This window comes from Variovorax sp. PBL-H6 (genome assembly GCF_901827155.1).
Taxonomy (GTDB): domain Bacteria; phylum Pseudomonadota; class Gammaproteobacteria; order Burkholderiales; family Burkholderiaceae_C; genus Variovorax.
The window spans coordinates 1,891,485-1,912,021 of the sequence record NZ_LR594659.1 but is presented as its reverse complement, the minus strand read 5'-3'; the positions used below and the strand labels follow the sequence as shown (position 1 = coordinate 1,912,021).

21 protein-coding genes are annotated in these 20,537 nt (G+C 66.9%); 3 read left to right on the top strand and 18 right to left on the bottom strand.

Annotation, left to right across the window (positions count from 1 at the left end; all coding sequences use genetic code 11):
• Positions 1-29 precede the first annotated feature (29 nt).
• From cheZ to cheD, 4 genes are read right to left on the bottom strand one after another with little or no spacing between them, the layout of a single operon-like run.
• Positions 30-683, bottom strand: a complete 654-nt coding sequence (gene cheZ, locus G3W89_RS09145; protein ID WP_162573784.1) for a protein phosphatase CheZ — start codon at positions 681-683, stop codon at positions 30-32.
• 1 nt (position 684) lies between these two features.
• The gene (gene cheY, locus G3W89_RS09140; RefSeq protein ID WP_162573783.1) at positions 685-1,083 is read right to left on the bottom strand and encodes a chemotaxis response regulator CheY; all 399 of its coding nucleotides are present in this window, start codon (positions 1,081-1,083) and stop codon (positions 685-687) included.
• A 38-nt stretch (positions 1,084-1,121) separates the two neighbouring features.
• Entirely contained in the window at positions 1,122-2,198 is a 1,077-nt protein-coding gene (locus tag G3W89_RS09135) for a protein-glutamate methylesterase/protein-glutamine glutaminase (RefSeq protein WP_162573782.1), read from the bottom strand.
• Positions 2,195-2,806 (bottom strand): chemoreceptor glutamine deamidase CheD, encoded by a 612-nt coding sequence (gene cheD, locus G3W89_RS09130; RefSeq protein ID WP_162573781.1) that lies wholly within the window; start codon positions 2,804-2,806, stop codon positions 2,195-2,197. The genes G3W89_RS09135 and cheD overlap by 4 nt, the downstream gene beginning before the upstream one ends.
• 395 nt (positions 2,807-3,201) lie before the next feature.
• Here cheD and G3W89_RS09125 point away from each other — a divergent pair, with 395 nt between their 5' ends.
• Complete coding sequence (locus G3W89_RS09125) at positions 3,202-3,486, top strand: hypothetical protein (protein WP_162573780.1); 285 nt, start codon at positions 3,202-3,204, stop codon at positions 3,484-3,486.
• Positions 3,487-3,755: 269 nt separating this feature from the next.
• Here G3W89_RS09125 and G3W89_RS09120 read toward each other — a convergent pair whose 3' ends face one another.
• The 14 genes from G3W89_RS09120 to fliE form a co-directional block, all read right to left on the bottom strand.
• Positions 3,756-4,613, bottom strand: a complete 858-nt coding sequence (locus G3W89_RS09120; RefSeq protein WP_162573779.1) for a CheR family methyltransferase — start codon at positions 4,611-4,613, stop codon at positions 3,756-3,758.
• A 60-nt stretch (positions 4,614-4,673) separates the two neighbouring features.
• Entirely contained in the window at positions 4,674-5,981 is a 1,308-nt protein-coding gene (locus tag G3W89_RS09115; RefSeq protein ID WP_162573778.1) for an EAL and HDOD domain-containing protein, read from the bottom strand.
• Positions 5,982-6,001: 20 nt separating this feature from the next.
• Positions 6,002-8,044, bottom strand: coding sequence for a chemotaxis protein CheA (cheA, locus tag G3W89_RS09110; RefSeq protein WP_162573777.1), 2,043 nt, complete (start codon positions 8,042-8,044; stop codon positions 6,002-6,004).
• Positions 8,045-8,079: 35 nt separating this feature from the next.
• Entirely contained in the window at positions 8,080-9,021 is a 942-nt protein-coding gene (gene motB / locus G3W89_RS09105) for a flagellar motor protein MotB (RefSeq protein ID WP_162573776.1), read from the bottom strand.
• A 180-nt stretch (positions 9,022-9,201) separates the two neighbouring features.
• Positions 9,202-10,065, bottom strand: coding sequence for a flagellar motor stator protein MotA (gene motA, locus G3W89_RS09100; RefSeq protein ID WP_162573775.1), 864 nt, complete (start codon positions 10,063-10,065; stop codon positions 9,202-9,204).
• 46 nt (positions 10,066-10,111) lie between these two features.
• Positions 10,112-10,741: a flagellar transcriptional regulator FlhC gene (gene flhC / locus G3W89_RS09095; RefSeq protein WP_162573774.1), complete on the bottom strand. Its 630-nt coding sequence runs from the start codon at positions 10,739-10,741 to the stop codon at positions 10,112-10,114.
• Positions 10,742-10,761: 20 nt separating this feature from the next.
• A complete protein-coding gene (gene flhD / locus G3W89_RS09090; protein WP_162573773.1) occupies positions 10,762-11,118 on the bottom strand; it encodes a flagellar transcriptional regulator FlhD in 357 nt (118 codons plus the stop codon).
• Between the two features lie 281 nt (positions 11,119-11,399).
• Positions 11,400-11,693, bottom strand: a complete 294-nt coding sequence (locus G3W89_RS09085) for an EscU/YscU/HrcU family type III secretion system export apparatus switch protein (protein WP_162573772.1) — start codon at positions 11,691-11,693, stop codon at positions 11,400-11,402.
• Positions 11,690-13,018: a flagellar hook-length control protein FliK gene (fliK, locus tag G3W89_RS09080; protein WP_162573771.1), complete on the bottom strand. Its 1,329-nt coding sequence runs from the start codon at positions 13,016-13,018 to the stop codon at positions 11,690-11,692. The genes G3W89_RS09085 and fliK overlap by 4 nt, the downstream gene beginning before the upstream one ends.
• Positions 13,019-13,040: 22 nt before the next feature.
• Positions 13,041-13,373, bottom strand: a complete 333-nt coding sequence (locus tag G3W89_RS09075) for a flagellar protein FliT (RefSeq protein WP_232076429.1) — start codon at positions 13,371-13,373, stop codon at positions 13,041-13,043.
• Between the two features lie 28 nt (positions 13,374-13,401).
• Positions 13,402-13,818: a flagellar export chaperone FliS gene (gene fliS / locus G3W89_RS09070; RefSeq protein ID WP_162573770.1), complete on the bottom strand. Its 417-nt coding sequence runs from the start codon at positions 13,816-13,818 to the stop codon at positions 13,402-13,404.
• A 21-nt stretch (positions 13,819-13,839) separates the two neighbouring features.
• On the bottom strand, positions 13,840-15,285 hold the full coding sequence (fliD, locus tag G3W89_RS09065; RefSeq protein ID WP_162573769.1) for a flagellar filament capping protein FliD: 1,446 nt from the start codon (positions 15,283-15,285) through the stop codon (positions 13,840-13,842).
• Between the two features lie 161 nt (positions 15,286-15,446).
• Positions 15,447-16,994: a flagellin N-terminal helical domain-containing protein gene (locus G3W89_RS09060; protein WP_162573768.1), complete on the bottom strand. Its 1,548-nt coding sequence runs from the start codon at positions 16,992-16,994 to the stop codon at positions 15,447-15,449.
• Positions 16,995-17,249: 255 nt separating this feature from the next.
• A complete protein-coding gene (gene fliE / locus G3W89_RS09055) occupies positions 17,250-17,570 on the bottom strand; it encodes a flagellar hook-basal body complex protein FliE (RefSeq protein WP_162573767.1) in 321 nt (106 codons plus the stop codon).
• Positions 17,571-17,836: 266 nt separating this feature from the next.
• On the opposite strand from fliE, the gene fliF reads away from it, so the two are divergent.
• Positions 17,837-19,534: a flagellar basal-body MS-ring/collar protein FliF gene (gene fliF / locus G3W89_RS09050; protein ID WP_162573766.1), complete on the top strand. Its 1,698-nt coding sequence runs from the start codon at positions 17,837-17,839 to the stop codon at positions 19,532-19,534.
• The gene (gene fliG, locus G3W89_RS09045) at positions 19,531-20,526 is read left to right on the top strand and encodes a flagellar motor switch protein FliG (protein WP_162573765.1); all 996 of its coding nucleotides are present in this window, start codon (positions 19,531-19,533) and stop codon (positions 20,524-20,526) included. Before fliF ends, fliG begins: the two co-directional genes overlap by 4 nt.
• Positions 20,527-20,537: the final 11 nt, after the last annotated feature.

The window sequence follows — 20,537 nt, the reverse complement described above, 5'->3', positions numbered from 1 at the left end:
AGGGCCCGGATTGCCCTCCAACTCGGGCCTTAGAACCCCAGGCTTTCGAGCAGATCGTCGACTTGTGCCTGGTCCGTCACCGCCTCTGGGTTGTCGGCCTTGATCTGCGGCCCATTCATCAGGCCGTTGGCCTGGACCAGGGCGAGCTCCGGCCGCTTCTCCATCGGCGAGTTGTCGATCAGCACCTGCAGCAGCTGGGTCTCGACGTCGTTGACCACTTCCATCATCTTCTTGATGACCTGGCCCGTCAGGTCCTGGAAGTCCTGCGCCATCATGATTTCCATCAACTGGGTGTTGATGGCGCTGGCGCGCTCCGGCACCTGCTGCAGGTAGCCGCGCGTGTCCATCACCAGGCCGCGCGCCTGGTCCAGCTCGATCGGGTTGGCGAACCACTGGTCCCAGCGCCCGCTCAGTTCCTTCGCTCCGCTCGACAACGCCTCCTGCATCGGCTGCGCGGCATCGATCGCGTTCAGCGCGCGGTGCGCGGCACGTTCCGTCATGGTGGCCACGTAGTTGAGGCGGTCGCGCGCATCGGGAATGGCCTGCGCCGCGCGCTCGACCTGCTTGTCGAGACCCAGCTCGCGCAGGCCTTCGCGCAGTTGCCGCGTCAGCTGGCCGATGCGGCCGAGGAGCTCTTCGTGCGTGTTGCCTTTTTCCGCGGCTTCCGGCGTGCTGGCGCTCATCTCAAACGCTCTCTTTCTGGATCTTCTCGAAGATCTTGTTGAGCTTTTCCTCGAGCGTGGCAGCGGTGAAGGGCTTGACCACATAGCCGTTCGCCCCGGCCTGCGCCGCGGCAATGATGTTCTCCTTCTTCGCCTCGGCCGTGACCATCAGCACCGGCAGCTTGGCCAGGTCCGGGTCGGCGCGAATGGCCTTCAACATGGTCAGGCCGTCCATGTTGGGCATGTTCCAGTCCGACACGACAAAGCCGAAGTCGCCGCCGCGCAGCTTCTCGATGCCGGCGGCACCGTCCTCGGCCTCGTCGACGTTGAGGAACTCCAGCTCCTTCAACAGGTTGCGCACGATGCGGCGCATGGTCGGGAAGTCATCCACAACCAAAATTTTGATGCTCTTGTCGATCACGATTTCTCCAGCTTCGATGGTTCAGATTCAAACCGGCGTCACACACGGTTGGTGCGTTCGCCGAAGGTGCGCAGGTGCGCGAGCACCCGGCGGCTCATCTCGTTCAGGGGCGCCACCTCGTCGACAGCACCCAGCAGCACGGCCTCGCGGGGCATGCCGTAGACCACGCAGCTCGCCTCGTCCTGCGACAGCGTGTGGGCGCCGGCCTGCTTCATGCGCAGCAGGCCCTCGGCGCCGTCGCGGCCCATGCCGGTGAGGATCATCCCGATCGCGTTCTTGCCCGCGTGCCGGGCCGCCGAGTCGAAGAGCACGTCGATCGAGGGCCGGTGCCGGTTCACCGGCGGCTCCTGGTTGAGCTGGGCCACGTAGTTGGCGCCGCTGCGGCCCAGCGCGAGGTGCCAGCCGCCCGGCGCGATGTAGGCATAGCCCGGCAGCACGCGCTCGCCCTGCTCGGCCTCTTTCACGTGGATGCGGCACAGCCCGTCCAGCCGCTGCGCGAAGGAGCGCGTGAATCCGGGCGGCATGTGCTGCGCGATCAGCACCGCCGGTGCGTCGGGCGGCAGCGGCTGCAGCACCTCGCGGATGGCCTCGGTCCCGCCGGTGGAGGCGCCGATGATGATCAGCTTTTCGGTCGAGAGCAGCGGACTTCGCAGCAGCGGCTCGTGGGGGGTCTCGGCGGCCAGCCGCGCCGCAGCCGGGCGGCTCGGCAGCAGCCGCGCCTGCGCGGCGGCGCGGATCTTGCCGGCAATGTGCTCGGTGTACTGGATCAGGCCGTCGCGCACCCCCAGCCGCGGCTTGGTGACGAAGTCAATCGCGCCCAGCTCCAGCGCGCGCAGCGCGATCTCGGAGCCGCGCTCGGTCAGCGACGACACCATCACGACCGGCATCGGCCGCAGGCGCATCAGCTTCTCGAGGAACTCGAGGCCGTCCATGCGCGGCATCTCGACGTCCAGCGTCAGCACGTCGGGGTTGGTCTGCTTGATGAGGTCGCGCGCCACCAGCGGGTCGGCGGCGGTGCCGACGACCGTCATGTCGTTCTGGCTGTTGATGAGCTCGGTCATCACGCTGCGGATCAGCGCGGAATCGTCGACGCACAGGACCTTGATTTTCTTCACGACAGGCAACTCCCCTTGCTCTTGTTGACGGCGGCGAGCTTGCGCAGCAGCTCGCCCTCCTCGCGCTGCACGGATTGCACGTCGACCTGGGCCCGCAGCTTGCGCACCACCGCCTTGCCGCTGTGCGGCAACAGGCACACGCGGCGGGCATGCGGGCCGCGAAGGTCCTGGGCCGCGACGGTGATCCGCTCGGTTTCCAGGTAGCGCAGCACGAAGTCGGCGTTGCGATCGCCGATGTTCAGGGTGGTCATGTTGGCGAGTACCGCGGCGCCGCCGAAGACCTTGGCCTGCAGGCGGTCGCGCCGTGCGCCGGCGCGAAGCAGCTCCCGGATCAGCACGTCCATGGCGTAGGCGCCGTAGCGCATCGACTCGGCCTGGCCGCGGGTGCCCGGCTCGCCGTCTTCCGGCAGCATGAAGTGGTTCATGCCGGCCACGCCGGCGTCGCGGTCGATGAGGCAGGCAGCCACGCAGGAGCCCAGGACCGTGGTCATTACCGTGTCGACGGCGGTGACGTAGTACTCCGAGGGCAGGAGCTTGACAGCCATGCGGTCGAAGTCTCGGTCGAAGTAGTGGTGGCTGGCGATCGCGCCGGGAACTGCTGCGCTCATGGCGAAGGCTCCGGTCTTGCTTCCTCTACCTCTCGGGGAGGGTTGGGCCTTGCTCCATCTCCCTCCGGGAGGGGGTTGGGGTGAGGGCACCGGGCGCTTAATTCGTACCTTGCGCTTGTGTTGAGGCCGGAGCCGGGGCGTCGTCCCGGCAGCCGAGTCACTTTCTTTTGCTTCGCCAAAAGAAAGTAACCAAAGAAAAGGCGACCCCACTGGCCGCGACCCTCCGCTTCGCTACGGGCAACCTGCGGTGCTCGCTTTTCGCGGGGTCCGCGCAAACTCGCTTCGCTCAAACACGCGCGGCCCTGATCCGCGAAAAGCTCCGCTCCTCGGCGCGGCCAGAGGGGATTTGAACTCCAACGCGCCATGGCGCGTCCTTGTGTGGAATGCAGTTGGGCGTGAGCTCCTGGTCCTCGCTCGCGCTCATGCTCGCGCATACGCTCATAGTCACACACGCGCACACGCCCATGCTCGTGCTCGTGCTCGTGCTCGTGCTCGTGCTCGTGCTCGTGCTCGTGCTCGTGCGCATGTACTGCCACACGCGCACGCTCTTGCACTTCTTCCAGGCCTCGCGCAGCGAGGCTGTTGTTGGCCGAGCGAAGCAATGGCCCGAGCGGTCCCCCCTCCCCTCTGCGCGTGCCGAGGAGCGGAGCTTTTCGCGGATAAGGGCCGCGCGTGTTTGAGCGAAGCGAGTTTGCGCGGACCCCGCGAAAAGCGAGCACCGCAGGTTGCCCGCAGCGAAGCGGAGGGACACGCGCAGTGGGGTCGCCTTTTCTTTGGTTACTTTCTTTTGGCGAAGCAAAAGAAAGTGACTCGGCCGCCGGGACGAACCCCCGGCTCCGGCCTCCAACCAAGCGCAACGTACAAACAGAAAGCAAAGTGCCCTCACCCCACCCCTCTCCCAAACGGAGAGGAAGCAAGACAGAAGCGCCTTCGAACCGCCACGAATCACTCATGGCCTCACCTTCCGATTCACCTCATAGACCGTCTGCCCAATGGCCTTGAAGCTCGGACTCACCAGCGAGGCATTCTCCGAGTGCCCCGCAAACAGCAGCCCCTGCGCCTTGAGCAGCGGCTCGAAGCGATCGAGGATGCGCCTTTGCGTCGGCTTGTCGAAATAGATCATCACGTTGCGGCAGAAGATCGCGTCCACCGCCTCCTTCACCGGCCACACCGGGTCCAGCAGGTTGAGCCGCTCGAACCGCACCATCGCCGCGAGCTCAGGCCGCACCCGCACCTTGCCCGCATTGGCGCCCGTGCCTTTGTTGAAGAAGCGGCGCAGCCGCTCGGCCGGCAGGCTCTTGATCTGCTCCAGCGTGAAGACGCCGGTCGAGGCCTTGGCCAGCACCGCCGTGTCGATGTCCGTGGCGATCACGCGGGCCGTGCCGGCGCGCTCGCCCAGGGCCTCGACCAGCGTGATGGCGATCGAGTACGGCTCCTCGCCCGTCGATGCCGCTGCGCACCAGACGGTGACCGGCTGCTTGCAGCGCCTGGCATGCTCCGCCAGCACCGGGAAATGGTGCGGCTCTCGGAAGAAAGAGGTCAGGTTGGTGGTCAGCGAATTGATGAAGGCCTGCCACTCCTCGCCGTCATGGCTGGACTCCAGCATCTCGAGGTAGCGCGAGAACTCGGGCAGCCGCAGTTCGCGCAGACGGCGCGACAGCCGGCTGTAGACCATCTGGCGCTTCTGCTCGCCCAGGGCGATGCCCGCACGGCGATGGATCAGCGTGCGGACCTTCGCAAAATCGTGGTCGGTGAAGAGGAATTCGGAGTTCACGAGCGACGCCGGGGTTGGGCTTTCAATGTACATAGCGGATGTCTTTTTCAATGTGGCGATCAAGCGCCCGAAAGCCCTGCTACTCGCTTCAGCTCAGGCCGCCTCGGCGGGGCCGAGGTCCTGGGCCCAGGCGAGCGCCGACAGGTGCGCGGCGTTGACCTGTTCCGCGCTCATGAAGAGCGCCTCTGCCATGCTTGCGGCGCGCGCGCCGTCTTCCTCGCAGCTCTCGGCCAGCGCCAGAAAGGGCCCGTAGGCACCTTCGCGTGTCAGGATCGCCTGCTCGACGGCCTCGCTGAGCTGAACCTTGCCGAGCACCTCCCGCACAGGCACGCCGAGCAGCCTGTCGATGAGCGAGAACATGCCCACCACGAAGAGGTTGTCGGCGTCCGATGCCGGCAGCATGCCCCTGCCCATCAGCTCGACGAAGCGGCCCCGCAGCACGGCCTTCTTCATCAGGAAGGGCGGGCTGGCCTTGACATTGCTCATGGCCAGCAGCACCGAGAGCCAGCGGAACAGCGGCGCGTAGCCGAGCATGGTCACGGCATGCCGCAGCGAGTGGATCTCGACACCTGCGCCGATGGCCGGCGAGTTGATGTAGCGCAGCAGCCGATAGGTCAGCGCGGCGTCGCGCTTGAGCACGGCCTCGATCTCGCGCACGTCCTGGTTGCGCTGGATCATCTGCATCAGCTGCACGATCAGCATCGCCTCCGGCTGCATGGCGCCTTCGCCGGGCACGGCGAGCGCGTCGGTCCGCAGGTGCCGCCCATCGACGAACACCTCCAGGCGCTGCGCCGCGGCCGCCTCGAAGTCGTTCCATTCGTCCATGCGCGTGACGATCAGCTGCAACGGCGGCCGGCCCGGAAGCGCCTCGCTGCGCAGCCGCCTCACCAGCGCACGGTCGCCTGCACCCACGTCGAAGTGGGTCACGAGGCTGCACAGTTCCTCTTCCTGCGGCAACGCGTCGGCGCCGCACAGCATGAAGCCGAAGCCCTGCTCCCGCAGGAACAACACGATGGCACGCAGCTCCTCGTTCATCAGCAGATCGGGCTCGACACACAGCACGACGTTCTCGGGCGGCAGGAGCTGCAGTTCGCCGGCCACGATCGACTCGGCGGAAACGTCGATGAACAGCAAGGTGCGTCCGAGGGCCCATCCGGTCCTGGGGCTGTTGAGATGCGTCCCGGCGCAGGTCATCAGCGCCCTGAACTGCGCGAGGGCATCCGCAGCGTTGTCCGGCGAGGCCGCGCGCCATGCGAGCCGATAGCCCACGACGCGCTTGCCCGCGTCGAGCAGTTGGGCGTAGGTCACATAGCCGCTGGCGTCGCGTTCGGCAGCGGCAAGCGCCTGGCCGGACGCGGGGACGTTGCCGGATTTATGCCGCCGGAATAGGTCGAAGCGCATGGCGTGGGTCTCTGGTGCTCTCAGGCTGCGATTGCGTCCATCCTCGAGGCACCCGCCAACGCAGCGGCACTGGCTGCCTGGGCCCGCTGGATGCGCGGCATGGCGCCGACGTCGATGATGAAAGCCACGCTGCCGTCGCCCAGGATGGTTGCCGCGGAGATGCCGGGCACCTTGCGGTAGTTGGTCTCGAGGTTCTTCACCACCACCTGGTGCTGGCCGAGCAGCTCGTCGACCAGCAGCGCGAAGCGCGTGTCGTCTGCTTGCACGATCACCAGGATGCCCTGCGTGGGCTGGGTCTGCGCGCCGGCCACGTCGAACACGCGGTGCAGCTCGATGAGCGGCAGGTATTCGCCGCGCACCTTGATCACGTGGCCGTCGGCGGTGATCGAATGCAGGTGCTCCCCCAGGGGCTGCAGCGACTCGATGACATAGCTCAGCGGCAGGATGTAGGCCTCTTCGCCGACCTTGACCGACATGCCGTTGAGGATGGCGAGCGTCAGCGGCAGCACGATGCGGGTCGTGGTGCCGCGGCCTTCGCGAGAGCTGATCTCGACGTGGCCACCCATCTCCTGGATGTTGCGCTTGACCACGTCCATGCCGACGCCGCGGCCCGAGATGTCGGTGATCTGCTCGGCAGTGGAAAAGCCCGGCGCGAAGATCAGCTGCCACACCTCGTCGTCGGGCATGCCGTCGCTGACCGCAATGCCCTGCTGCTGCGCCTTGGCCAGGATCTTGCCGCGGTTGAGTCCGGCTCCGTCGTCGCTGACCTCGATCACGATGTTGCCGCCGTGGTGCTGGGCCGACAGCAGCAGCTGCCCGGTGGCGTCCTTGCCCTTGGCCAGGCGCTGCTCGGGCGTCTCGATGCCGTGGTCCAGGCTGTTGCGCACCAGGTGGGTGAGCGGATCCACGATGCGCTCGATCAGGCCCTTGTCGAGCTCGGTCTCCTTGCCGTAGGTGTCGAGCCGGACCTGCTTGCCCAGCTTGGCGCTGACGTCGCGGATCAAGCGCGGGAAGCGGCTGAACACGTAGTCCATCGGCATCATGCGGATGGACATCACCGACTCCTGCAGGTCGCGCGCATTCCGCTCCAGGTGGCCGAGGCCGCTCAGGAAGCGCTCGTAGGCCACGGGGTCGAGCATGGTCGCGGCCTGGGTCAGCATCGATTGCGTGATCACGAGCTCGCCCACCAGGTTGATGAGCTGGTCGACCTTCTCCACATCGACGCGGATCGAGCTCGACTCCTTGGCGTTCGCCGCGGCGGCGGCCTGAACGGTGGGCGCGGCCGGGGCAGCCTGAGCGCCCGACACGCCGGCAACCGGCGCTGCCTTCGGCGTCGCGGCCGGTGCCTGCGCGATGGGAGCCGCAGCGGGTTCGGGTGCGGCCGCCTCGCGCGTGATGTCGATCTGCGATTCGTCGATGACGAAGCAGCACACGGCAATGATGTCGTCGGGGCTGCAGGTGGTCTCGAGCAGCGTCGTCAACTGGTCGCCGCTGCGCGTGCGCGACAGCAGCTTGCCCAGGTTGCCGAGTTCGCCCGCGAGCAGCTCGCACTCGCTGTCGGACAAGCCCGAGAAGCGGACGCGCAGTGCGCCTTGCGGCACGGGCTCGGCGGTCGCGGCGGCCACCGGGGCCGGCGCGGGCGCAATGGTCGGGGCCGGCACCGCCGCCTCGGCGGCGCCGTTCTCCAGCGCCAGTTGTTGCAGCACGGCGCAGATCTGCGCCACCCTCTCAGGCTCCGGTTCTTTGCCCGCCTGGTAGGCCGTCAGTTGTTCTTGCAAGGCGTCCTTCGTTTCCAAAAAAGCATCGATCATGGGAGCGCTGAGGCTCAGTTGGCCGTGGCGCGCGCGGTCCAGGAGTGTTTCCAGCAGGTGCGTGGTGTCGGTCAGGGCAGTGAAGCCGAACGTGGCCGCGCCGCCCTTGATGGAGTGCGCCGCGCGGAAGATGGCATTGAGCTGCTCGGCATCGGGCGTGGCGACATCGAGTTCGAGCAGCAGCTGCTCCATCTCCGCCAGCAGCTCGACGGCCTCGACGAAAAATGCTTGTGTGAATTGACTGAGGTCCATGTGGGTGCTCCTTGATCCGGCTTCTGCGGGCCGGGCTAGTTCTGCTGCGGCGGCGCCTTGTACGCCGTCAGCTTGACGTTCTCGACGCGCAGGGGCGCAGGCCCTTGCAGCCGGCTGGCGCGCGTGGCACCGCCGGCCACGTCGCCGCCGTTCTCGCGCTCGATCTGCTGCTGCGTGCGGTGGTTGAGCACGATGATGCTGATGCGGCGGTTGATCGGGTTGCGCGGCTCGGCCTTGTCGAGGTGCATGCTGTCGGCCAGGCCGACCACGCGCATCACCTTGTCCTCCGCCATGCCGCCCATCACCAGCTCGCGGCGCGAGGCGTTGGCGCGATCGGCCGACAGCTCCCAATTGCCGTAGGAACGGTCGCCGTTGGTGTAGACGATGGCGTCGGTATGGCCGGACAGCGTGATCTTGTTGGGCAGCTCCATGAGCACGGGCCCGATTTCGCGAAGGATGCCGCGCACGTGCGGCAGCAGCCGGGCACTGGCCAGGTCGAACATCGGGCGGTTCTCGTTGTCCACGATCTGCAGGCGCAGGCCTTCGGTGGTGATGTCGATCAGGATCTGCGAGCGGAACTGCTTGAAGACGGGGCTGTTCTCGATCAGGTCGTCCAGCCGCTTCTTCATGCTGGTCAGGCGGTCCGCATCGGCTTCGTCTTCCATGTCGGCCTGGGCCAGGCGGACCTCGCCGTCGACCTGGGTGGTCGGATCCATGCCGCCGCCGGGAATGACGCTGCTGCTGGTGCCGCTCTTGTCGCCACCGTTCATCGCCACCTTCAGCGGCATGCGGAAATGCTCGGCGATGCCCTCTCGCTGCTTGGGCGAGGCATTGGAGAGCAGCCACATCACGAGGAAGAAGGCCATCATCGCCGTCATGAAATCGGCATAGGCGATCTTCCAGCCGCCGCCATGATGCCCGCCGCCGCCGTCACCCGCGACGCGCTTGACGATGATGCGGCCCTTGTCTGCGCTCATGCTCCTACCCTTGCCATATCAGTGCTCCACCATGCTTCGCACCGCCCGCAACGCCCGCAACGCACGAACCCGCGCCCGCGATTCGGGAAACACCGCGGAACCGGCTTTGCCGGGCCGCTGGTGTTGCCCCCGGTGAGGGGGTGGGCGGCCACACGAAGTGGGCCAACCTGGGGGAGAGCTTCATTTCTGCGCCTTGACTTCGCGCACATGGCTGTCGAGCTCGGTGAACGTCGGCCGCTCGGTCGAGAACAGCACCTTGCGGCCGAACTCCACCGCCAGCTGCGGCGCGTAGCCGTTGAGGCTGGCCAGCAGCGTGACCTTGGCGCACTGGTACATCTTCATGGCCTCGGCCACCTTCTGTTCGATCAGCGAAGCCAGCGGCGACACGAAGCCGTAGGCCAGCAGCACGCCGAGAAAAGTGCCGACCATCGCATGGGCGATCAGCGCGCCCATTTCCGCAGGCGGCAGGTCGGCCGAGCCCAGCGCATGGACCACGCCCATGACCGCGGCCACGATGCCCAGCGCGGGCAGCGCGTCGGCGATGCGCGAGAGGCTGTGGCTGGGGACCTCGGCCTCATGCTTGATGGTCTCGATTTCGTGGTCCATCAACGCCTCGATCTCGAAGGCGTCGGTGTTGCCGCTGATCACCAGACGCAGGTAGTCGCAGAGGAACTCCATCATGTTGGGGTCGCCCAGGATGTCCGGATAGCGCGCGAAGATCTCGCTCGAGGCGGGCGCCTCGACATCGGATTCGAGCTTCATCATTCCTTCCTTGCGAGCCTTGGCCAGCAGCTCGTAGAGCAGCGCGAGCAGGTCCATGTAGAGCTGCCGGTTGTGCTTGGAGGAACGCAGGAGCAGCGGCAGCTCCTTGATGGTGGCCTTGATGGTCTTGCCGTTGTTGCCGGCGATGAAGGCGCCGAGGGCGGCACCGCCGATCATCAGCAGCTCCACCGGCTGGAACAGTACGCCGAAGTGGCCGCCCATCAAGGCATAGCCGCCGAAGACGGCCCCCACCACTACCAGATACCCGACCAGAACCAGCACGCGCTTCCCCTTTTGCCCGCCAAAGGCATCGATCCAGTGCCTGCCGTCAGGGCAGGGCCGCCTGCAGAGCCCTCGCTGCAGGCGCTGCTTCCGGTCTATCGGCAGGGGAAGCCGGTTTCTGAAGTGCCGATTCGCTCGAAGCACCCGCTGCAGCGCGCTTGGCGCCTCGCGGCTTGCCAGCGCGTGAAGGCGGGCGGCACAGCACGCACACGTAGCCATGCTTGCTGTCGTGGGCGTGCGCGACGAACTTGCCGCCGCACCGGCAGCAGGCACTCAGCTGCAGCATGTCGCTGTCGAAAAACCGCACCATGGTGTAGGCGCGCGTGAAATCCAGCACGATTTCGCCGCCTTGCAATTCGATCTGCTCCACGTAGAGCCGATAGCTCTTGATGAGTGCCTGCAAACCGCTCTCGTCCGCGTGCGTCAACATGAATTGATGCATGTTGTAAAACATCGACGAATGAATATTGGCCAGCCACGTCATGTACCAATCCGTGGAAAAAGGCAGCAATCCCTTGGGCGGCGAGACGCCCTTGAGTTCCTTGTAGAGGCGGATCAGGCGTTCGCGGCTCAGGTCGACCTCGGCCTCCAGGAACTGGAGGCGGGCGCCGAGCTCGATCAGTTCGATTGCAAGTTGTACTTCGCGCACCTCGCGCAGCACGCTCTTGCGGGTCATGTGCCCGGTGCCCGTCGCGCTCACGCCGCGATGCCGGCTTCACGCACCTGCAAGCGCCGGGCCGACATCAGGATCGACATGTGCGCCTGCTGCAGCGTGGTGTCCTTCTGGTCGCCGACCACCGCCGACATCGACGGATGGTCGTCGATGCGGAAACTGCACAGCAGGAAGTTGGAGGCTGCGAGCTTCAGGATCTGCGCCAGCGACATGCCGGCCAGCATGTCGGCGAGTTCGCGGCTCACGCCAAGCTTGAACATCGCGGCCGCACGGTCCTGTTTTACGAGTTTCTGGGCCAGGAGCATGTAGGCGAGATTGATGTCCCCAATTTCTTTCGAAATCTCGCCGCTTGCCCCGTTTATCACCTTGTCCGTTTCCACTTTTGCACTCCGTTCATTCAAGCCTCAAGTGTATTCAGGACGCTTCAGATATGTAACTTTTGTAGCTTTTGGGGCGTGGAAGTGAGGAATAAATTACAGAGTCTGTGCGAATAGTCCTACAGAGGCACCGAGAGGAGGAAAGCGCTTTAAGAAGAACTCATGCATTTTCATAAGTACTGCTTCGCCGAATCGGATTAGAAAAAAGTAGTAATAGCCCGACGTTGGTTTAAATGAACAAAGGCTGAACATCAATTCGATCACCAAAGTATTACGTTGGCGCTTCAACTCGGTGCAATACGGTTTTCTGCCTCGGCCCGCTCCAGGCCATGGATCCAGGCCATGACTTCGGCCACCGCCAGGTAGAGCTCCGGCGGGATCTGCCGGTCCAGGTCGACCTGCATCAGCAGGCGGATCAGTTCGGGCGAGGCATGGACGTACAGCCCGTTCTCGCGGGCCTCGCGCATGATCGATTCGGCCGCCACGCCGTACCCCTTTGCCACCACGATCGGCGCCTGCTTCTTGTCCAGGTAGGACAGGGCCACCGCGCTCGGGCGATCGTCCGGAACCTCGTTCATCGGTCCTCCTTGTCGCTGATGCGCAGCTGCTCGAGCCACAGGCCTGCGGAGTCGAAGCGCTCCTGGAGCGCCGCGCCATGGGCCCGCAGACGTCCGGCGGTGGCGGCATGGCCTGCCACCACTTGCGCCTGCACCGCGGCGCCGGCGAGCGTCAGGCGCAGTTCCACCGGACCGAGGCGCGGCAGGTCCAGCGAGACCGTCGTGCTCCAGCGCCGCGCTTCGTGCTGCTGCGCGGTGTCGTCGCGCGCCCGGCCTTCCTCCTGCTGGATCGACCAGTCCATCGGAACCTCCGGCCAAGCCTGGCCGCTCCAGCGGAACACGGCGGTCGCCAACAGGTCCAGTTGCTGATGCACCACGATCGCGGCCTGCGGATGGATCAGCTCGGCAGCCTGGGGCAGCGCACTCGGGACGGCCGGCGCGGGGCCCTGGCGGACAGCCGCCGCTTCCGCGCGCTGTGCGTCGGCGTCGGGCTCGACAGCGGCAGCCGAAGCGCCCTCGCCTGCCCGGTACGCCGCCCGCATGCGCTGAGCGTCGGCCAAGGGGCCCGCATCGGTGGAGCCCGGAGTGACCGGGGGCGCCGGCACTTGCGGGCCGAGCGCACCCGGCTCGCCCTGCGCCGACATCGGGGCAGTGGGCACCGCAGTGCCCGGCCTGGACGCCGGCACTGCAGTGGTGACCGCTGGCAGCGCATCGGTGAGGGGCATCGGCACGGCGGACACCGGGGCTGCGGCGGGCACGGCGGCTTGCATCGCCTCGGACCGCACCTGCACCGCCGCGGCGGCTGCCTGCGCCGCCCTTGCGACATGCTGCAGTGGATCAGCCGGGGAACCCCCCGTGGCCCATCGCGCCTGCGGCTCTTGCGCCAACTGCGCCAGCGTGCGCGTGCCAGACACGAACTCGCGCAGATGCGATTCGTAGAACAGGCCGCTGCCGTCTACCGCCTGCGTCAGCGCCGCGGCAAGGCTCGCGGCATTCGCCGGCTGCCGTGCCGAAGGCCACAGCGGCGCGGTTGCGCGCAGTGGCCCTGCGTCCGGCCACTCCGCCAGCAGGGCGCCGATCAGGCGGGCCGCCGGGGACAGGCGCGCGGCAGGGGGCGCCGACGCATCGGGCGCAGCCGCCGCAGCGGGCAAGCCGGCCGGCAGCTGGCGCTCCAGTGCGATATGGGAGGGCAGGCGCACATCATTCGCAACCTTCTGGACCTGGACCACAGCGCCGGGCTCGGCATCGCTCGCCACCTGGCCCTGCTGCAGCGCGACCAGTTCCAGCCGCGGCGCGAGCTTGGCAGCCAGCAGCGCATGGTCGGGCGGTACGCCGAGCCTGCTCATTCCGAAAGGTGTGCCTTGGCGCTCAGCGCGACAAGCCGTACGCCCGGTCGAGCTCGCTGCGTTTCTGCAGGTCGGCCATCGCAGCGACGAGGTGCGCGAGCTGCGGCTTGACCAGCTCACTCACCGCCTGCTGGTCGGCGCGGATGCGCTCCAGCAGGCGACGTGCCTCGGCGATCTGCGCCACGCCCAGCGTTTCCTGCGGCGAGACGACGCTCAGCCGCTCGAGCACCGACGCGCACTGCGCCTCGAGTTCGGGCAAACGATCCCATTCCTTCGCACGCGCCAGCGACACCATCAACGACAGGTTCGAAGCCAGCTGGGCATAGCAGTGGACGACTTCACTCGTGGCGGCCATGTCCTTTTCCCTTTCCTTCATCTTCGGTTCAGCGCTCGCCGCCGCCAACCTCGCGCCATGCGGACCCGACGTTTTCAAGCAGCGACTGGGCCTCGTCCAGCGCGAGCGGGTCGTCACGCAGGTTGGCCTGCAGCAGGCGCCGGATCACGTAGTCATACAGCGCCGACAGGTTGGCCACCAGCTCCGCGCCGGCGGCGCCGCCCGCCTTGGCGTCGAGGCTGGCCTTCAGGCCGTTGGCAACGATGCCGACCGCCTTCGAGATGGCACGCCCCTTGGCCGCGACGTCGCCTTCCGCGATGTGGTGCCGCGCCATGCCGATGGCCGTGATGGCGCCGTCGAACAGCATGCAGATGAGCTGGTGCGGCGATGCGCTCATCGCCTGCGTTTCGACGCCCAGGCGCGCATAGGCGCCGGCGCCGGTCCTGAAGTTGTGGGAGGTGTACATCGACGGCTTTCGTTCGGCTGTTTACTTCTTGCTGACGCCGTTCATGGCGTCGAACTGCTGCGTGAGATAGGTCATGGTGTTGTTGAGGCTGTTGACCAGCACGTCGAGCTGCGTGAACTGGGCGCGGTAGCGCTCCACAGTGGTTTCGACGCGGGCCTGCACCGCGTTGTACTGGTCGCTCAGGTCTTCCAGCGTCGCATTCACGCCGTTGGTGGCGATCGTCAGCGCACCAGCGCTGGACGTCACCTCCGTGACCAGCGCACTCACCTGCTTGCCGTAGCCGCCGGTGCTGCCGGTGGCACTGGAGAACAGGCCGGCAACGCCCTCCAGGTTCTTGCCCAGCGCGTCGGCCAGCTTGGCCGAGTCGATCGCCAGCGTGCCGTCCTTCTGGAAGCTCACGCCGATCTCGGACAGCACCTTCATGTCGTTGGGGCCTGCCTCCTGCGCGCCCGTGAGGGTCTGGCGGACCCGCGTCAGCACGTTGCGCAGCGTCTGGTCCCCCATCAGCACGGCACCGGTCTTGGTGTCGGCGTTGTAGGCCGTGAGCTTGGACGCGGTGCTCTGCAGGCTGTTGTAGGCGTTGACGAAGGTCGTGATGGCCGCCGAGACCGCGGAGGGGTCGCTCGTCAGCTTGAGGCTGCTCGTGCCGATCTTCGCGAGTGTCAGCGTGGTGCCCTGAATGCCTTCCTGCACGGTGTTGCTGGCGCTGACGATGTCGATGCCGTTGACGTTGAGCTTCGCGTCCTGGCCGACGGTCGTCTGCTTCATCGTCTGCGTGCCGGCAGGGTCGTAGGCCAGCAGGTTCTGCAGCGCGGCGTCTCCGGCGACCGAAATCTGCATGGTCGAGGCCTCGCCCGACTGGGCCGACACCAGCACCAGGCGGTAGGGCGTGCCGCTGCCGTCGTTCACCACGCTGGCGGTGACGCCGGCGTTCGCCTTGTTGATCGCGTCGCGGATGCCTTCGAGCGTATTCGCGTTGCCGATCGTGATCTGCGCCGGCTTGCGCTCCGAATCGGCATCGAAGTTCGCGCCGGTGTACTGACCGGTGGAAGGATTCAGCGTGCCGCCGTCGATGGTGCCGAAGTTGATCGTGATGGTGCCCTTGCCGATCGCGGTCTTGGCGCTGGCCTGCCCGGTCGACACCAGCGACTGCGACTGCGCGAGCTGCGTGACGTCGATGGCGTAGCTGCCGGCCACCGAGGTACCGCTCGTGGTCGCGCTCAGCACGTCGGCATCGCCGACCGAAGCCTTCACCGTCTTGAAGAACGCCGTATCGGCGAGCTTGTCGCCGGCAGACTTCAGCGAATTGAGCGCGCTCTGCACCTGCGAGTAGGCCGACAGCTTCGTGGTGTAGCTGGTCGCCCGGCTCTGGATGGCCACCAGTGGCTGGCTCTCGGCGGTCTCGAGCTGCTTGAGCAAGGTTCCCAGATCGAGCCCGGAGCCGACGCCGATGCTGCTGACTGCCATGGTTGTTGTTCCTCTTCAGTTGAAGCGTTCCGGTGGTTCGCTTTCCCCTGCAGCCTCCACTCGGAAGCCGCAGGGAAAAGCGCAGGCGCGCGGCCTGGGAAGGCCCGCGTCTGCGCCGCGCGCACCTGCCTTCCGGCAAGTGCATGGGCGCGATTTGCCGATCAGCGCAGGAGCGAGAGAACGCCTTGCGTGGTCTGGTTGGCCTGCGCCAGGACGGAGGTGCCGGCCTGCTGCAGGATCTGGGCGCGCGTCATGTTCGACACTTCCACCGCGTAGTCGGCATCCTCGATACGCGAACGGGCGGCCGACAGGTTGTTGGTCGTGTTGTTCAGGTTCGTGATGGTCGACTCGAAACGGTTCTGGACCGCACCGAGCTGGCTGCGCAGTTCGTCGACGCCGGCCAGGGCCTTGTCGATCGAAGCCAGGGGGTCCTGGTTGTACTGCTCGCCCAGGGTCACGGTGCCGTCGTTGGCCACGTTCGCCTTGTAGTACACGTCGGCGCCGTTCGCCTGGCCCTTGACCACGTAGCCGCCGGCAGTGCCGTCGGCGTTCGTGACCTTGTGCAGGGTCGGGGACGCGCCCACCGAAGCGGAGGGCAGGCCGGACAGGTTGGCCGTGACGTCAGGAACCGCAACCGGGGGCACTTCGTAGCTGGTGATCGCGTCGGAGATGCCGGTGGTCGGAGCCGCTGCCGTGGCGAAGTCAGCGCTGTCGTATTCGACCTGGCCGGTCGTGGCGTCGAAGGTGGCCGAGATGACGCTCGTGCCGCCGTCGTTGGACACGAACCAGTCGCCGTTCTGGTCGACATACATGTCGATCGACGCGGCCGCGTCGCTGTTCACCGCCTTCACGTTGTCGACATTGACGGTCGCGCCGGTGCCGGTGGAGATTTCCTGGCCGGCGGCGGCGAGCGTGGCCGTCGGGGCAGCGCCCAGCGGGGTCGAGCCGTCGAATTCCAGGGTGCCGGAAGCGCTGTCGTAGGTGGCGGCGTAGAAGGTCGTGCCGGCGTCGTCGGACACATAGAGCGTGTCGGCGTCTGCGTCGTCGACGTACACGGTGTACGAGCTGGCCGTTGCGCTGTCGACGGCCGTCAGGTTCACCGAGGAGGTCGCGCCGGTCGAGCCCGGGGTGACGACGGTCGTGGCGGCGGAGCTGACAGTCGACAGGTCGAGCGACTTCTTCGTGATGTCCATGTTGCCGAGGCCGAGCGTCTTGGACGTGACTTCCTTCAGGTCGATGTTGATCGTCTCGCCGTCGTTGGCGCCGACCTGGATGCTCAGCTTGGCGTCCTTGGCGAGCACGTTCACGCCGTTGAACTGGGTCTGGGCCGACACGCGATCGATTTCGTCGAGGCGCTGCTTGATTTCAGCCTGGATCGACGAGAGGTCGCTGCCCGAGTTCGTGCCGTTGGCGGCCTGCACCGACAGTTCGCGAACGCGCTGCAGGTTGTTGTTGATTTCGTTCAACGCGCCTTCCGTCGTCTGAGCGAGCGAGATGCCGTCGTTGGCATTGCGCGCGGCCTGGGTCAGGCCCTTGACGTTCGCGGTGAAGCGGTTGGCGATGGCCTGGCCGGCAGCGTCGTCCTTGGCGCTGTTGATGCGCATGCCCGAGGACAGGCGCTCGATGGCCGTGTTCAACGAGCTCTGGGACTTGTTGAGGTTGTTCTGCGCCACCAGCGAGAGGCTGTTGGTGTTGATGACTTGCGCCATGTTCGACTCCTGATAAACAAAGGTTGTGGACTTCGGCCAAACCGGCCGCAACGCTGGACCCGCTTCCCGCTGTGAGATTCAAGCCATCGTTGGTTCAGTTATCGGCAGGGCTTTCCAAATCTTTAGGGGCATCCGAGAGCTCGTTTCACGCCCCTGATTCCAGGAACACCGCGGAACCGGCTTTGCCGGGCCGCTGGTGTTGCCCCCGGTGAGGGGGTGGGCGGCTACACGCAGTGAGCCAACCTGGGGGGGAGCTTATGCAGGCAGGCTCATCACTTCCTGATAGGCGGCCACGAGCCGGTTGCGCACTTGCAGGCCGGTCTGGAAGGCCACGTTGGCCTTCTGCAGGTCGACCATCACGTCGTTCAGCGCGACGCCGGGACGCCCGAGCTCGAAGGCCTCGGCCTGGCCGTAGGCCTTGTTCTGTGCCGTGCTGATGCCCTCGAGCGAGCGCCTCAGTTCGGCGGCGAAGCCAGCCTGCGGCGCCGACTCGGCGGCTGGGCGCGGCGCGATGCCGCTCTGGAGCGCGGTCGCCCGCATCTGCTGCAGGACGGATTCGATGGCGGAGATGGACATGTAGAACCTTTTGTTGAATCTGGAAGACGCTTGCGTTCCTACAGGAGGGCCGAGGCTCTCCCGCGTGTTTTCAGCGTAACCGCGGCAACCTGGAACAGATGCCCGCAACTGACGGCGAAAACCCCGGCTGTTCGACCAATCGATTTCCCGTCTGCTGCCGAGAATCGACCGCGAAACAAAAAGGCTGCTCGCGACTTCAACGGCATGACTCCACCTCGACGACTCTCCCCGCTCCTCCTGGCTTGCGCCACGGCTGGAGCCCCCGCATGAGCAGCACGGCAGCGCCCGCGGGCACGATGCCGGCGGCGGCCGGCGCGCCGCTGCTGGAACGCCTGCGCGGCCAGCCCAAGCTGCCTCTGATCATCGGCGCGGCAGCCCTGGTCGCGGCCGCCGCCGCCTTCATGTTGTGGAGCCGCGCACCCGACTACAAGGTGCTCTACACCAACGTCTCGGACCGCGACGGCGGCGCGATCATCGCCTCGCTGGCGCAGATGAACGTGCCCTACAAGTTCGCCGAAGGTGGCGGCGCGATCCTCATCGCCGGCGACAAGGTGCCCGAAGTGCGCCTCAAGCTCGCGGCGCAGGGCCTCCCCAAGGGGGGCGGGGTCGGCTTCGAGCTGATGGACAACCAGAAGTTCGGCACCAGCCAGTTCGCCGAGCAGGTCAACTACCAGCGCGGGCTGGAGGGCGAGCTGGCCCGCTCGATCGAGTCGATCGGCACGGTCGAGTCGGCCCGCGTGCATCTCGCGCTGCCGAAGCCGTCGCTCTTCGTGCGCGAGCAGAAGAAGCCTTCCGCTTCCGTGATACTGAGCCTGCACCGCGGCCGCGGCATCGACGAGGGCCAGGTCAGCGCCATCGTCCACATGATCTCCAGCAGCGTGCCGGAGCTCGACCCCAAGAGCGTGACGGTGGTGGACCAGCGCGGCAACCTGCTGTCGGCCGCCAACGCCGGCGCGCGCGGGCTCGACGTGAGCCAGCTGAAGTACGCGCAGGAGATCGAGCAGGGCTATATCCGCCGCATCGAGGCGATCCTGCAGCCCCTCCTCGGCGCGAGCAATGTGCGCGCCCAGGTCGCGGCCGACATCGACTTCTCGGTGGTCGAGCGCACCGAGGAAAAGTTCGCGCCCAACCAGGACCCGCGCAACGCCGCGGTGCGCAGCCAGCAGTCCAGCGAATCGACCCAGCTCGGCGCCACGCCCCCCGGCGGCGTGCCGGGCGCGCTGTCGAACCAGCCGCCGACGACGCCCAGCGCACCGATCAATGCACCGCGCCCGGCCAACGCACCCGCGAACGGCGCCGCGGCGCCGAGCGCCGCCACCACGACGACGGCGAGCGCCAGCACGGCCCCGGCGGGCCCCAGCAGCTCGCGCAAGGACACGACCACCAACTACGAGCTCGACCGCTCCATCCGCCATGTGCAGCAGGGCGCCGGCGGGATCAAGCGGCTGTCCGTGGCGGTGGTGGTGAACCACGTGGCCGGCACCGACGGCAAGGCACGCGCGCTGACGCCGGCCGAGGTCGACCAGATCCGCAACCTGGTGAAGGAAGCCATGGGCTACAGCCAGGAGCGCGGCGATTCGCTCAACGTGCTCAACAGCGCCTTCGCCCGCGACGGACAGGACGAGCAGCAGGCCGAGCTGCCCCTGTGGAAGGACCCCGCCAACATCGAGCTCGCCAAGAGCATCGGCCTCTACCTGCTGCTCGGCGTACTCGCCCTGTTCGCCTGGTTCGCCGTGTTCCGGCCGCTGCTGCGCAAGCACCTGGCGCCGCCTGCCGCGGCGGCGCCCGAACCGCCACCGGCGTCCGCCACCATCGATCCCGAGGACGAAGCCGGTGCCGCCCAGCTGAGCGCACTCCAGCGCGAAGCCGAACGCCGCCAGGCCGACCTCGACTACGTACAGCAGACCGCCGAGCAGGATCCGCGGCTGGTCGCGACACTGATCAAGCACTGGATGAACCCATGAGCGACGCTGGAACACGCAAGGCCGCCATCCTCCTGATGTCCCTCGGCGAGGACCGCGCCGCCGCCACGCTGCACCACCTGCCCACCACCGAGGTGCAGGCGCTGGGTGCCGCAATGGCCAAGCTGAGCCAGGTGTCCAAGGAAGAGCTGGCGGCCGTTCTCTCCGAGTTCCGGCTCGAGACCGAGCAGCTCTCCGCCCTGCACCTGGGCTCGGGCAGCTACATCCGCGCCGTCCTGCGCAAGGCGCTGGGCGACGACCGCGCCAGCAATCTGCTCGAGGACATCCTGCAGCCCGACGAGCCGCACGGCGGCATCGAGCGGCTCAATGACCTGGAGGCCGGCGAGGTGGTGGAGCTGATCCGCGACGAGCACCCGCAGATCCTCGCCACGCTGCTGGTCCACCTGGACCGCAAGAAGGCCTCCGAGGTGCTGGAGAAGCTGCCGGTGCGACTGCGGCACGACGTGATCATGCGCGTGGCCACCTTCGGTGGCGTGCAGCCCGCCGCCCTGGCCGAACTGACCGACGTGCTGACCGAGATGCTCTCGGGCGAAGGCCTGAAGCGCAGCCGCCTGGGCGGCGTTCGCACGGCGGCCGAGATCGTCAACCTCATGAGCACCGCGCAGGAGGAAGAGGCGATCGCCCACGTGCGCGAACACGACGAGAGCCTCGCACAGCGCATCGTCGACGAGATGTTCGTGTTCGAGAACCTGCTCGACCTGGAGGACCGCTTCGTGCAGCGCCTGCTCAAGGACATCGAATCCGAGTCGCTCATCATCGCCCTCAAGGGCTCCACGCAGGAGCTGCGCGACAAGTTCCTCAAGAACATGTCGCAGCGCGCCGCCGAGACGCTGCGCGAGGACATCGAGCTGCGCGGCCCGGTGCGGGTGTCGCAGGTCGAAGCCGAGCAGAAGGCCATCCTGCAAGTGGTGCGCCGCCTGGCCGATGCCGGCGAGGTCGTGATCGCGGCGCCGGGAACCGATGACTTCGTCTGACATGACGCTCT